Raw genomic sequence first — 13,210 nt, 5'->3', positions numbered from 1 at the left:
AGGGTTTCCCTTGACGTAAACACGGGCGAAGAAAGGGGTTATTGCTGAACGAGGGTCGTTACGCGTTCTGCCGGGACGGCAGGCCACAGGGTTCCCTGCATTGCGCCAAAATTGAAGGGCAGCACGCGTTGTAAGATGCCGTGATCGTCAATTCCCGAGACCATGACCGACTGACAATGCGGCGCGATCTGCCAGAGAATGGCGCGCATAAAAGGCTCGAAAGAGAGCGCCGAGACGCGCTGATGAATAAAGTTTTTATCCAGAATCACCCGTTTGAACAGACCATCATACACCGGTTTAAGGGATGCAGCCCCTGCACCAAAGTTAGCCAGCACTAAGGGGAAATGGATCGCCATTCTTGCAAGCGTAAGATCGTCTTTCCCGTTATTTAAACCTGGATAGTTCTCATTAACAGTAAACTCAAGAAACGGATAACGATCAAGGATTGAAACAGCGTTCTCATTAGTTAATAAAAACTCAACAATTGCAGGTGTAATATTGATCCATGCAATTAACTGATGCTGAATAAAAAATAGCTTACAGGTATCGAGTAATTGCAGTTTTTCCTGAAACAGCACTAATTCATCTTCCTGAGAAAGATGAGGGATAACCAGTTCAGTCGGGATTCGTACGTCCGTACCCACGCCAGTAAAGTTAACCAAAATCTCTAAACCTTTAAGCAAACCTGCACTATCACGCGCCGGAAGGAGTAAAAGTTCAGACTGGTAAGCATTATCTAGCGTAATAATCATCGCCCTTGTCCTGCATTAAAGATGAGAGAGAACATCCTGGAGCAATTGCAGGCACAATTCCACTGTCTTGATTTTAATAAGATTAATTTCATTCTTTCCGTATTAATTTTCAGATTTTTCCCTGAATCTAAAATAATCTTATCCTGGTTATTGAATAATAGCCAGTTTTAGATAAAACAGGCACATGCTGACAAAAATAAGTGGGCAAAAATTTTACTTTAATCCACCCGCAAGAAAAGCCTGACGTCTATTTTCACCGCCAGGCCCTCCGCACTGCATCTTTATGCAGCGGTTAAATACGCCTGGCCTGCCAGAAATTTTTACGCCAGTAAACATTATCGAGAGAGGAGCGCATCACGCCACGGCTGGTCGAGGCATGGATGAACTGATTATCGGTGTCATAAATGCCGACATGAAGGCCGCTTTCACCGGAACCTGTTTTAAAAAAGACCAGATCGCCGGGCAGGAGCTCGTCTTTATCAATTTCAGTGCCGATTTTCGCCTGCATACGCGTTTCACGCGGAAGCTGTAGGTCAAATTTCTCGCGGAAAGTCATCAGCACAAATCCCGAGCAATCCACCCCGCCCCGGCTCATCCCGCCATAGCGATAAGGGGTGCCGCGCCAGTTGCTGAGCTGATCGTTCAGGCTGGCAATGACCGTAATGGAATCGGAAAGCCGTGGGTTAGGCGGAGGTGCACGATGGCTACTGCATCCTGCAAGAAATAGCGCCGCAACAAGGAGAAACCAGAATCGCATTTCAGACGAATCCTCTGCTTTTTTTGTTCTTTCGGTAATTTAGCGTGCATCTATGCGGCTGTGCAAGAAAGGTTATTCCTGCGCCGTGGAAATGAGCATCTTGTGGCCTTCAATATCCAGCCTCCGGAACGACATGTGGTAAGCACTCGCAAGATTGGGGGCCGTCAGCACGCTGTCGCGCGTTCCGCTGGCAATCAGTTTGCCACGCGCCAGCAACCACACCCGATGCGCGTGGCGCAACGTATGGTTTAAATCATGGCTGCTCATCACAATGGCGATGCCCTTGCGACACAGCGCGCTGAGCAGAGTATCCAGCGCTGCCTGCTGGGCAACGTCCAGTCCGCTCATCGGCTCGTCCAGCAGCAGCAACCGCCCGTGAGGATTTCCCACCGGATGAACCTGAAGGATGACGGCGGCCAGACGCACGCGCTGCCATTCGCCACCGGAAAGCTGGCTGGCCTGTCGGGTGAGCTTATCGTCTAACCCGAGCGCCGCAGCAACGTCATGGAGCAATGCTACCTGATTTTTATCAGGCAGGTGCAGCGTCAGGTAGTGCCAGACGGGCATTGCAAAGGGCGGAACCTGCTGCTGAACCAGATAGCTTCGACGGGAGGCGAGTGTAGAGGGTAGCCAGTTGACGAGCGATTGCCCGAGAAAGGTAATCTCCCCTTCCCCGCGGGTCAGCCCCGCCATGCGCGCCAGCAGCGTGCTTTTTCCGGCGCCGTTAGGCCCAACCAGGTGAAGGATTTCACCTGCGTTGACTGCGGCGGTAACAGGCTCAAGACGTCCCTTCCCGGCAACGCCTGTGAGCTGCATCAGCAGCGTCATTATTTCGCCAGCGCCAGCTTGATTGATTCCATCACGATAGGATCTTCAGGCGTCATGTCAGGCGAGAAACGCTGCACGACCTGACCGTCACGGCCAATCAGGAATTTTTCGAAGTTCCACAGAATATCGTCCGGATAGAGCGGCGCGCGACCTTTGCTCGCCATACGCTCATAGAAACCACTCTCTTCAGGCGCAACGGCGGTCGGCGCCGCAGCCACCAGTTTGGCATACAGCGGATGACGATTGTCCCCGTTCACATCAATTTTGCTGAACATCGGGAACGTCACACCATAGGTTGTGCTGCAAAAGGTCTTAATCTCCTCTTCGCTGCCCGGCTCCTGGCCCAGGAACTGGTTGCACGGGAAGCCGAGTACGGTAAAGCCGTCTTTTTCCCAGGCTTTATGAATGTTTTCCAGCTGTTCATACTGCGGCGTAAGGCCACATTTCGATGCCACGTTCACGATGAGCAGTACCTTGCCCTTGTAGCCTTCCAGCGTGGTTTTCTCGCCGTCAATGGTAGTCACTTCGGTATTCAGAATATCAGACTGCATAGCATTCCCTCAGGTTGACTTACAGGTTGTGTTTTAACGTCCAGCTTTTAATAGTAGCCAGATAAAGACCGGTGCGCCCAGCGTTGCGGTCACCACGCCTATCGGCAACTCAGCGGCCGTCAGCGCAAGCCGGGCGATGATATCGGCAATCAGCAGCGTTGCCGCCCCGGCAACCGCCGAGGCCGGAAGCAGGGTTCGGTGGTCCGTAATACCGCACAGGCGCAGCATATGCGGGATCACCAGCCCAATAAAGCCAATCGCCCCCGCCAGCGCCACGCTTACGCCCACCATCCAGCCGATGGCGATAACCAGCGCGTTGCGCCAGAAGCCAATCGGCATCCCGAGCTGGCGAGCAGACGTTTCGCCCAGCGCGAGAATATTTAGCGGCTGCGCCTGGAACGCCGTCCACAGGATGACCGGGATCAGGAGCACCATCAGCCACCCCTGACGCCAGTCAACGCCACCAAATCCCCCCATCATCCAGTACATTAACTGGCGCAGATCGAAAGAGGTGGAGAAGTAGACGACCCATGTCATCAGCGCGCTACAGATGATCCCCAACGCTACCCCGGCAAGCAGCAGCCGGCTGGTGGATAAATGGCGACGAGCAAAGCGCAGAAGGATAAGGGTTATCAACAGCGCGCCAAGGATGGCGCTGAGGCTAATCCCCCAGGCGGAGAGCTCGCCTCCCCCCAGCATCACGGCGGCGATAAGCCCGACGCCTGCGCCATTCGACACCCCGAGAAGTCCGGGTTCCGCCAGAGGGTTTTCAAATAATGCCTGCATGATCGTGCCGCACAGCGCCAGCGCAGCGCCGACTAAAAGCACAGCCAGCGTCCGTGGCAGGCGGATCTGCCAGACAAAGAGCTGTCCCTCAGGCGTAAACCAGCTTTCCGGTCCCAGCCACCGATCGCCCGCACACAGGCTGACGGTGGTGGCGACAATCATCAGCACCCCGAGCAGACACAGGCGGCGGAGATCGGAGCGGTGCTGAAGACGGGCAAGATCAAGCATAGACGATAGGTTATCCGGTTGAGATATCATTGATTTTACGGCGGGTTTAGCAAATAGCGCAAAGAAAAAAGGCCGCGTGAGCGGCCTTTTTAGTTAGTTCATATTACTCTGCTTTGGGCGTTGCGTTTTCGACACGGCTTTTTAACTTCTGTCCGGGTCTGAAGGTCACCACGCGGCGGGCTGTAATGGGAATATCTTCCCCCGTCTTCGGGTTACGGCCCGGACGTTGGTTTTTGTCTCGCAAATCAAAATTGCCAAAGCCGGAGAGTTTAACCTGCTCACCATTTTCCAGAGCACGACGGATCTCTTCGAAAAACAGCTCTACCAGCTCTTTGGCATCCCGTTTGCTAAGCCCTAGCTTATCAAACAGATATTCTGACATTTCAGCTTTTGTAAGCGCCATAGGTTCAATCCCTCAATGATGCCTGGAATCGCTCTTTTAATGCCTCTACACATTTGGCGACGGTAGCGGCAATCTCCTCTTCTTCGAGTGTACGGCTGGTATCCTGAAGGATAAGGCTAATAGCGAGGCTCTTGAAACCTTCTGCTACGCCCTTGCCGCGGTACACGTCAAATAAGTTTACGCCAACTACCTGATTTACGCCAACTTTCTTACATTCGGCCAAAATATCTGCTGCGGGCACATTTTCAGCGACCACAACCGCGATATCACGGCGGTTTGCCGGGAAGCGTGAGACGTCCTTTGCCTGAGGAATGACGCGGTCTGCAACCGGGTTCCACTCCAGCTCGAATACGATGGTACGGCCATTCAGATCCAGCTTACGTTCCAGCTCCGGGTGAACAACCCCAATAAAACCAACACGTTTGCCGTCTAAATAGATCGCCGCACTCTGGCCCGGATGCAGGGCTGGAATCGCTTCTGCGCGGAATTCAATTTCGGATAATTTACCGGTCAGATCGAGAATCGCTTCCAGATCGCCCTTCATATCGTAGAAATCAACCGTCCCTTTTGCCAGGTCCCAGTGCTCTTCATAGCGGTTACCGCTAATGGCGCCGGCCAGCATGAGATCCTGACGGATGCCTAAATTGGCCTGAGTATCCGGTACAAAGCGCAAACCGCTTTCGAAAATACGCACGCGGTTCTGCTGACGGTTCTGGTTATAAACGATAGTACCCAGCAGTCCCGTCCACAGGGACAGACGCATCGCTGACATCTCGCTGGAGATCGGGCTTGGCAGGATCAGCGCTTCCTGACCCGGGTGGATCAGCTGTTGCAGCTTAGGATCAACGAAGCTGTAGGTGATCACTTCCTGGTAGCCTTTGTCGTTCAGCATGGTTTTCACACGCTTCAGTGACAGATCGGCTTCGCGATGGCTGCCCATCACCAGACCCGCCTGCACCGGCTCGTCAGGGATATTGTTGTAGCCGTACACGCGGGCCACTTCTTCCACCAGATCTTCTTCGATCTCCATGTCGAAACGCCAGGATGGCGCAACGGCTTTCCACTCATCCTGACCTTCAGTCACTTCGCAGCCCAGACGCGTCAGAATGTCGGTCACCTGCGCATCGGCAACGTGGTGACCAATCAAACGATCCAGCTTGCTGCGGCGCAGAGTAATGGTCGCACGCTTCGGCAGCGCCGCTTGGTTGGTCACATCGATAACCGGACCCGCTTCGCCGCCGCAGATGTCGATCAGCAGGCGAGTCGCACGCTCCATCGCTTTGTATTGCAGCGCAGGATCCACCCCACGCTCATAGCGGTGAGAAGCGTCAGTGTGCAGACCGTGACGGCGTGCGCGGCCGGTGATGGAGAGCGGGCTGAAGAACGCGCATTCCAGCAGGACGTTTTGCGTTTCGTCGTTGACGCCAGAGTGCTCGCCGCCGAAGATCCCGCCCATCGCCAGCGCTTTGTTGTGATCGGCAATTACCAGAGTGTCGGCGTTCAGTTTCGCTTCGCTGCCGTCCAGCAGAACCAGGGTTTCGCCCTCTTTCGCCATGCGCACAATAATACCCCCTTCGATACGATCTTTATCGAAGGCGTGCATTGGCTGGCCCAGCTCCAGCAGAACATAGTTGGTCACGTCAACCACAGCGTCGATAGAACGGATACCACAGCGACGCAGTTTCTCTTTCATCCACAGCGGGGTTGGCGCTTTAACGTTAATACCTTTCACCACGCGACCGAGGTAGCGCGGACATGCGTCAGGGGCGTCAACCTGAATCGGCAGCACATCACTGATGGTTGCCTCAACCGGAGCGATCTCCGGCTCGTTCAGTTCGGTCTGGTTCAGAACGGCCACGTCGCGGGCTACACCGATGATACCTAAGCAGTCGGCACGGTTTGGCGTCACGCTGATTTCGATGGTGTTGTCATCAAGCTTCAGGTATTCGCGGATATCGGTACCCACTGGTGCATCCTGCGGCAGCTCGATAATCCCGGAGTGATCGTCGGAAATGCCCAGCTCAGAGAAGGAGCACAGCATGCCTTCAGACGGCTCACCGCGCAGCTTAGCCGCTTTGATTTTGAAATCGCCCGGCAGTACCGCGCCGACGGTCGCCACGGCTACCCTCAGGCCCTGTCGGCAGTTTGGCGCACCGCAGACGATATCCAGCAGACGGTCACCGCCCACATTGACTTTTGTTACGCGCAGTTTGTCGGCGTTAGGGTGCTGACCACACTCAACCACTTCACCTACCACGACGCCGGTAAAGGCGCCAGAAACAGGATCCACGCCATCAACTTCCAGACCCGCCATGGTGATCTGGTTAGAAAGCGCGTCGCTGTCCAGCGTGGTATTAACCCATTCGCGTAACCACAGTTCACTGAATTTCATTGTTCTTTCCTGCCCTTATTTAAACTGTTTGAGGAAACGCAGATCGTTTTCGAAGAACGCACGTAAGTCGGTTACGCCGTAGCGCAGCATGGTAAGACGCTCCATGCCCATACCGAACGCAAAGCCGGAGTATACTTCCGGATCGATACCTACGTTACGCAGTACGTTTGGATGTACCATGCCGCAGCCCAGCACTTCCAGCCATTTACCGTTTTTACCCATCACGTCAACTTCCGCAGAAGGTTCAGTGAACGGGAAGTAGGACGGACGGAAACGAACCTGCAAATCTTCCTCAAAGAAGTTGTTCAGGAAATCGTGCAGTGTGCCTTTCAGGTTGGTGAAGCTGATGTTTTTATCAACAATCAGACCTTCCATCTGGTGGAACATTGGGGTGTGGGTCTGATCGTAGTCGTTACGGTATACGCGACCCGGCGCGATGATGCGGATCGGTGGAGCCTGCTCCTTCATGGTACGGATCTGAACGCCAGATGTCTGAGTACGCAGCAGACGGGTGGCGTCAAACCAGAAAGTGTCGTGGTCAGCGCGTGCCGGATGATGGCCAGGAATGTTAAGGGCATCGAAGTTGTGGTAGTCATCTTCAATTTCCGGGCCAGTCGCCACGGTAAAGCCGAGCTCACCGAAGAAACTTTCAATTCGATCGATAGTACGGGTAACCGGATGCAGACCGCCGTTTTCGATACGGCGACCCGGCAGAGAAACGTCAATCGTTTCTGCCGCCAGACGCGCATTCAGTACTGCGCTTTCCAGCTCGGCTTTACGTGCGTTCAGCGCCTGTTGTACCTGCTCTTTGGCTTCGTTAATCACTGCACCTGCTGCCGGGCGCTCCTCTGCTGGCAGTTCACGCAGGGTAGTCATCTGAAGGGTCAGATGCCCTTTCTTGCCCAGATATTCGACGCGGACATTGTCTAACGCGGCAACATCTGAGGCCTGGTTAATGGCGGCCGTTGCACTGGCAACCAGCTCTGCGAGATGTGACATGGTTTTCCTCATTATGTCGGTGCAGACACCGAATTGTTGGACGTAATCTCTCAAATTCAGGCACAAAAAAAGCCTCCATCGGGAGGCTTATCTGGCGCTGTTTTTCGTTTCATCTTTCACGCGCTAGCCTCCTGAAGTCAGGTGCTAAAGTAAAAGAAGAAGCGGAAAATAGCAGCATTCATGCTTGCGTTACCTTGTAGGGTAAAAACCGTTAAGACCTTATTGAAAAGCCTGGACGGGTAAATGTCAATCTTCTGATAAGGCGATATGAAAAGAGGGAGCAAAGCCCCCTCTTTCAACTGGCTTATGCCAGTGCTGCTTTCGCTTTTTCGACCAGAGCGGTGAACGCTACTTTGTCGAATACTGCGATGTCAGCCAGGATCTTACGGTCGATTTCAACAGAGGCTTTTTTCAGGCCGTTGATGAATTTGCTGTAAGAAATACCGTTCTGACGTGCTGCTGCGTTGATACGCGCAATCCACAGTTGACGGAACTGACGCTTACGCTGACGACGGTCACGGTAAGCGTACTGACCTGCTTTGATAACAGCCTGGAAGGCAACGCGGTATACGCGTGAACGCGCACCGTAGTAGCCTTTAGCTTGTTTCAAAATTTTCTTGTGACGTGCACGTGCAATTACACCACGTTTTACGCGAGCCATGTGTGCTCTCCTGTATCTATTCTAAGTTAAAAAAGTTAAACGTTAACGACTTATGCGTACGGCAGGCACGCGATGACCAGGCCCAGATCGCCTTTAGAAACCATGGCTTTTGGACGCAGGTGACGTTTACGCTTGGTAGCTTTCTTAGTCAGAATGTGACGCAGGTTAGCGTGCTTGTGCTTAAAACCACCTTTACCGGTTTTTTTGAAGCGCTTAGCAGCACCGCGTACGGTCTTAATTTTTGGCATTTTAATAACTTCCACTTCGCATTGTTAAATAAACGAAACATAGGCGAACAAAACCTATGGGGCCCGAAGGCTCCACAGATTTTGCTGCTTGAAGGCCTTACTGTTTCTTCTTAGGAGCGAGCACCATGATCATCTGGCGGCCTTCGATCTTCGTTGGGAAGGATTCGACTACTGCCAGTTCACTCAGATCTTCACGGACGCGGTTAAGCACTTCCATACCAATCTGTTGGTGGGCCATCTCACGACCGCGGAAACGCAGCGTGATCTTGGCCTTATCGCCATCTTCCAGAAAGCGAATCAGGCTGCGGAGTTTTACCTGATAATCGCCATCGTCGGTACCAGGACGGAATTTGATTTCCTTAACCTGGATAACTTTTTGCTTCTTCTTCTGTTCCTTAGAAGATTTACTCTTTTCATAAAGGAACTTGCCGTAGTCCATAATACGACAAACTGGCGGTTCGGCGTTAGGGCTGATTTCAACTAAATCTACTCCAGCTTCTTCAGCTTTTTCGATCGCTTCTCTCAGACTCACAATCCCCAGTGGTTCACCTTCAAGATCTGTTAAGCGAACTTCCTGGGCGCGAATCTCGCCATTGATACGATTCGGACGTGCCGTTTGAACTCGTTTTCCGCCTTTAATACCTTATTCCTCCAGTTGTTGAAGACTGCGGCTGCGAATCTCTTGTTGCAGCTTCTCAATCACTTCACTTACGTCCAGGCTCCCCAGGTCTTTACCACGGCGGGTGCGAACGGCAACTTTGCCTGCTTCCACCTCTTTATCACCACAGACCAACATATACGGGACACGACGTAAAGTGTGCTCGCGGATTTTAAAGCCAATCTTCTCATTTCTCAAGTCTGCTTTTACGCGAATGCCCGCATTTTGTAGTTTCTGCGTCAATTCTTTAACGTAATCCGCCTGAGAATCGGTAATGTTCATCACAACTACCTGCACTGGCGCAAGCCAGGTTGGGAAGAAGCCGGCGAACTCTTCAGTCAGGATGCCGATGAAGCGCTCCAGTGAACCGAGAATCGCACGGTGAATCATAACCGGCACCTGACGCTCGTTGTCTTCGCCAACATAAGAGGCGCTTAAACGCTGCGGCAGGGAGAAGTCCAGCTGTACCGTTCCGCACTGCCATGCGCGATCGAGGCAGTCATACAGGGTAAATTCAATTTTTGGACCGTAGAATGCGCCCTCGCCCAGCTGGTATTCGAACGGAATACCGTTCTCTTCCAGCGCCACGGCGAGATCCGCCTCTGCGCGATCCCATGTCTCATCGCTACCGATACGTTTTTCCGGACGCGTTGAGAGTTTGACCACGATCTTCTCGAAGCCAAAGGTGCTGTACATATCGTAGACCATACGAATACAGGCGTTAACTTCATCACGTACCTGATCTTCAGTACAGAAGATATGCGCATCATCCTGAGTAAAGCCACGAACACGCATCAGACCGTGCAGCGCACCTGATGGCTCGTTACGGTGGCAGCTACCGAACTCCGCCATACGCAGCGGCAGATCGCGGTAGGATTTCAGACCCTGGTTGAAGATCTGAACGTGGCCCGGACAGTTCATTGGCTTAATGCAGTATTCACGGTTCTCAGACGAAGTGGTGAACATCGCATCTTTGTAGTTGTCCCAGTGGCCGGTTTTTTCCCACAGCACACGGTCCATCATGAACGGGCCTTTCACTTCCTGATACTGGTACTCTTTCAGCTTGGAGCGCACGAACGTTTCCAGTTCACGGAAGATTGTCCAGCCGTCGTTATGCCAAAACACCATCCCCGGCGCTTCTTCCTGCATATGATACAGGTCAAGCTGCTTACCGATTTTACGGTGGTCACGCTTAGCCGCCTCTTCCAGGCGTTGCAGGTACGCGTTCAGGGCTTTCTTATCGGCCCATGCGGTACCATAGATACGCTGCAACATTTTATTGTTGCTGTCGCCACGCCAGTAGGCGCCTGCGATTTTCATCAGTTTGAAGTGATGACAGAAGCGCATATTCGGCACGTGCGGTCCACGGCACATGTCGACATATTCTTCGTGATGGTACAAGCCAGGCTTGTCATCATGAGCGATGTTTTCATCAAGAATCGAGACTTTATAGCTCTCGCCGCGCTTCACGAAGGTTTCACGCGCTTCATGCCAGCTGACTTTCTTCTTGATGACGTCATAGTTCGTTTCGGCGAGCTCATGCATACGTTTTTCGAGCGCGTCGATATCTTCCTGTGCCAGGGTGTGGTCAAGGTCAACGTCGTAGTAGAAGCCGTTGTCGATAACCGGGCCGATCGCCATTTTGGTGTTGGGCCACAGCTGCTTAATAGCATGACCTAACAGGTGCGCACAGGAGTGACGAATGATCTCCAGACCTTCTTCGTCTTTCGCGGTGATGATCGCAAGCGTTGCATCGCTTTCAATCAGATCGGACGCGTCTACCAGTTCACCGTTTACGCGGCCTGCAATGGTTGCTTTTGCGAGTCCAGGACCGATATCCAGTGCAACATCCATTGGGCTTACAGCGTGGTCGAAATGGCGTTGGCTGCCATCAGGAAGAGTAATTACAGGCATTTTATATCCTTATTTGCAGTGATGCCCCACACATAAGAGCATATACAAAGAAAATAATCGTGATTAAACAGTAGATTACGAAACCATCTGACCAACAATCGTCAAATTGGTTCGTCATCATGCACCTGCCGATTCAGATAAATGCGGATTTACGGCAAGCAGCGTAATGGTAACACTATTAACAGGGCGAATGCACCTTCCCGCGACCGATTTGAACCGCTCATCCTTATGTCTGCGTTCATGAACTTTTGTTGACGGGGGCTCGCAATCCGAAAGTGCTGAGCTATTCTTGATCTGGTCCTTAAACATCGAAGGGGTATCACATGAATGTATCGAGCAGAACCGTTGTGATATTGAATCTACTTTCCGCTGCTGGTCTGGTATTGATACTGGCCGACAGATTCCACTGGTTTTAAGCCGAACCGCTGTTCTGGCATAACCTGTTGTCCCGGGTAAAGCGCTTTCTGGCGCAGACTTTGGTAGACTAAGGGTATCAACTGACAAGGATTGGGTTATGCCAACAAAAAGATTTGCCGTTAAGCACTGGAAAATGGTCGTGGTGTTAATCGCTATTTGCGGCGCGATGTTGCTGCTGCGCTGGGCCGCGATGATCTGGGGCTAATATTATGTCAGCGAAGACGTGCCGTGAATTTACTGAATAAATCTTAACTATCTTTACGATAATTTATGGTCCAAAACCGGTACGTCATAATCCGGTTTTCGCCAGGCTGTGACAGCGTATATATTCCATCACATGTGGCAGTTGAAATATCAGGACCACTCACCCGCCACCAGCTTGTGTACATCAAATGCATCATTCATTGACTGGCCGGTAGACTGGGAGCCAGGGGCAATGTTGGAGCCTGCTTCAACATCAGAGGCTTTAGCGATCCCGACTGGGCTGTTAACGTCACTGGCAGGTTGCGTCATATTATCAGCAGCAAATACGCCAAATGAAAGTGCGGAAAGCACCATCGCTGCTGTAGCGGTTTTGATTTTTTTCATAATTCTGTTCTCATACTTAATTAATGCAGAAATGCCTGAGGCGAGTTTTTTGCCTGTGCCGTAAGTGTAGATCTGGATCACACTTTTGCCTAGTCAAATTATTTATCAAATCGTGTCAAATAAACTGAATAAGGCCTGGCCGCCTAATTATGGAGAAATTATGAAGACGAAAGCATGCCTATTATTTCAAAACGCCGTTTAATATAAATAAGCACAGTTTCAAAAAATAAAAAACAGGCCGAGAATAGTCCCGGCCCGAAGAAATTACATTTTATAACCTAAAGAAATCGTGGTTCGGCGATCGGTATGTTCCGGCGCGGAATCAGGCGGTGATGAGTTCCAGGTTACGTTGTACGCCACCTTGAGTCCAAAGTGTTCGTTGATAGCCACGTTCAACGCACTTTCAGAGTTCAGCGTTGTATCTTCAGCACCAAACACCGACACACCCTGGGTGAATTTCGCGTTGTCAGTCATTTGCCATGCGTAGGTGCCCGATGCATAACCCAGCGGCTGGGTTTCATCTTCGCCGTTGGTGTACTCGTCGTAACGGACACCCGGACCGAATTCAAAACGGAGGCTGTGCACTGGTCCATTCAGGAACTGACGACCATAACCCGCAGTCATGACATCGCGCTGGCGATAGCCGTTGTAGCGGTCAGTAAGCCAACTCGCCTGCCCAAACAGGTAGTCATAATCTGTCATGTTGTAACGGCTACGCCCACCTACCGCGTATTTCTCAGAGGAGCGTTCATCGTTAGCAGACGTGTTGCTGGCATTGCCCCACAGCGACCAGGCCGTGGTGTTGCCGTACCAGGTCAGGGTGCTGTCTGCGGTCATGGAGGAGCTTTTCGTGTTACCGGATTGCGCCAGATACCCGGCATTCACGTTACCTTCAAAGGGTTTTTTGGCAGTGGAGGGATCGTCCATGACAGTAAAAACGGTATCATCGGCGGTTGCATTCAGTGACGCAAATACGCCACCCGCCAGCATCAGTGCTGCGGGTACTGTCTTCAAAAGCTTCATTTATT

At 52.1% G+C, this 13,210-nt stretch carries 17 protein-coding genes and 1 other annotated feature; of the genes, 2 read left to right on the top strand and 15 right to left on the bottom strand.

All coding sequences use genetic code 11. The features are described from left to right. Positions 1–38: 38 nt before the first annotated feature. From L2Y28_RS08750 to thrS, 13 genes are all read right to left on the bottom strand, one after another. On the bottom strand, positions 39–752 hold the full coding sequence (locus tag L2Y28_RS08750; RefSeq protein WP_022647843.1) for an EAL domain-containing protein: 714 nt from the start codon (positions 750–752) through the stop codon (positions 39–41). 292 nt (positions 753–1,044) lie between these two features. Next, on the bottom strand, positions 1,045–1,509 hold the full coding sequence (locus L2Y28_RS08745; protein ID WP_022647842.1) for an NlpC/P60 family protein: 465 nt from the start codon (positions 1,507–1,509) through the stop codon (positions 1,045–1,047). A 72-nt stretch (positions 1,510–1,581) separates the two neighbouring features. After that, positions 1,582–2,337 carry a vitamin B12 ABC transporter ATP-binding protein BtuD gene (btuD, locus tag L2Y28_RS08740; protein WP_022647841.1) on the bottom strand — a complete coding sequence of 252 codons (756 nt, stop codon included), beginning with the start codon at positions 2,335–2,337 and terminating at the stop codon, positions 1,582–1,584. After that, positions 2,337–2,888: a glutathione peroxidase gene (locus L2Y28_RS08735; RefSeq protein WP_022647840.1), complete on the bottom strand. Its 552-nt coding sequence runs from the start codon at positions 2,886–2,888 to the stop codon at positions 2,337–2,339. Before L2Y28_RS08735 ends, btuD begins: the two co-directional genes overlap by 1 nt. Before the next feature lie 33 nt (positions 2,889–2,921). Next, positions 2,922–3,902 carry a vitamin B12 ABC transporter permease BtuC gene (gene btuC / locus L2Y28_RS08730; RefSeq protein ID WP_022647839.1) on the bottom strand — a complete coding sequence of 327 codons (981 nt, stop codon included), beginning with the start codon at positions 3,900–3,902 and terminating at the stop codon, positions 2,922–2,924. Positions 3,903–4,005: 103 nt separating this feature from the next. Further along, entirely contained in the window at positions 4,006–4,305 is a 300-nt protein-coding gene (ihfA, locus tag L2Y28_RS08725) for an integration host factor subunit alpha (RefSeq protein ID WP_003857805.1), read from the bottom strand. 4 nt (positions 4,306–4,309) lie between these two features. Next, positions 4,310–6,697, bottom strand: coding sequence for a phenylalanine--tRNA ligase subunit beta (gene pheT / locus L2Y28_RS08720; protein ID WP_022647838.1), 2,388 nt, complete (start codon positions 6,695–6,697; stop codon positions 4,310–4,312). 15 nt (positions 6,698–6,712) lie between these two features. Beyond that, positions 6,713–7,696 (bottom strand): phenylalanine--tRNA ligase subunit alpha, encoded by a 984-nt coding sequence (pheS, locus tag L2Y28_RS08715; protein ID WP_022647837.1) that lies wholly within the window; start codon positions 7,694–7,696, stop codon positions 6,713–6,715. A 62-nt stretch (positions 7,697–7,758) separates the two neighbouring features. Next, positions 7,759–7,883, bottom strand: a sequence feature (Phe leader region). Further along, the gene (pheM, locus tag L2Y28_RS08710) at positions 7,834–7,878 is read right to left on the bottom strand and encodes a pheST operon leader peptide PheM (RefSeq protein ID WP_001386830.1); all 45 of its coding nucleotides are present in this window, start codon (positions 7,876–7,878) and stop codon (positions 7,834–7,836) included. (Overlaps the previous feature by 45 nt.) Before the next feature lie 117 nt (positions 7,884–8,000). Next, entirely contained in the window at positions 8,001–8,357 is a 357-nt protein-coding gene (rplT, locus tag L2Y28_RS08705) for a 50S ribosomal protein L20 (protein ID WP_000124850.1), read from the bottom strand. A gap of 50 nt (positions 8,358–8,407) precedes the next feature. After that, complete coding sequence (gene rpmI / locus L2Y28_RS08700; RefSeq protein ID WP_001124225.1) at positions 8,408–8,605, bottom strand: 50S ribosomal protein L35; 198 nt, start codon at positions 8,603–8,605, stop codon at positions 8,408–8,410. Between the two features lie 97 nt (positions 8,606–8,702). Further along, complete coding sequence (infC, locus tag L2Y28_RS08695) at positions 8,703–9,245, bottom strand: translation initiation factor IF-3 (protein WP_059443439.1); 543 nt, start codon at positions 9,243–9,245, stop codon at positions 8,703–8,705. Between the two features lie 3 nt (positions 9,246–9,248). Next, on the bottom strand, positions 9,249–11,177 hold the full coding sequence (thrS, locus tag L2Y28_RS08690; protein WP_022647835.1) for a threonine--tRNA ligase: 1,929 nt from the start codon (positions 11,175–11,177) through the stop codon (positions 9,249–9,251). A 323-nt stretch (positions 11,178–11,500) separates the two neighbouring features. Here thrS and yncL point away from each other — a divergent pair, with 323 nt between their 5' ends. Together yncL and yniD are read left to right on the top strand one after the other, a co-directional pair. Next, positions 11,501–11,593, top strand: coding sequence for a stress response membrane protein YncL (gene yncL, locus L2Y28_RS08685; protein WP_071785204.1), 93 nt, complete (start codon positions 11,501–11,503; stop codon positions 11,591–11,593). A 98-nt stretch (positions 11,594–11,691) separates the two neighbouring features. Beyond that, positions 11,692–11,799 (top strand): small membrane protein YniD, encoded by a 108-nt coding sequence (gene yniD / locus L2Y28_RS08680; RefSeq protein WP_003857815.1) that lies wholly within the window; start codon positions 11,692–11,694, stop codon positions 11,797–11,799. Positions 11,800–11,948: 149 nt separating this feature from the next. On the opposite strand, the gene L2Y28_RS08675 is transcribed toward yniD, so the two are convergent. Both L2Y28_RS08675 and L2Y28_RS08670 read right to left on the bottom strand, forming a co-directional pair. Then, entirely contained in the window at positions 11,949–12,182 is a 234-nt protein-coding gene (locus tag L2Y28_RS08675; protein ID WP_032622263.1) for a hypothetical protein, read from the bottom strand. 264 nt (positions 12,183–12,446) lie between these two features. Next, complete coding sequence (locus L2Y28_RS08670) at positions 12,447–13,205, bottom strand: YdiY family protein (RefSeq protein WP_022647833.1); 759 nt, start codon at positions 13,203–13,205, stop codon at positions 12,447–12,449. Between the last annotated feature and the right edge of the window lie 5 nt (positions 13,206–13,210).

Source organism: Enterobacter sp. JH25, from assembly GCF_021725435.1.
Lineage (GTDB): Bacteria > Pseudomonadota > Gammaproteobacteria > Enterobacterales > Enterobacteriaceae > Enterobacter > Enterobacter intestinihominis.
The sequence above is the reverse complement of the archived record's forward strand: the minus strand, read 5'-3'. Positions and strand labels throughout refer to the sequence as shown.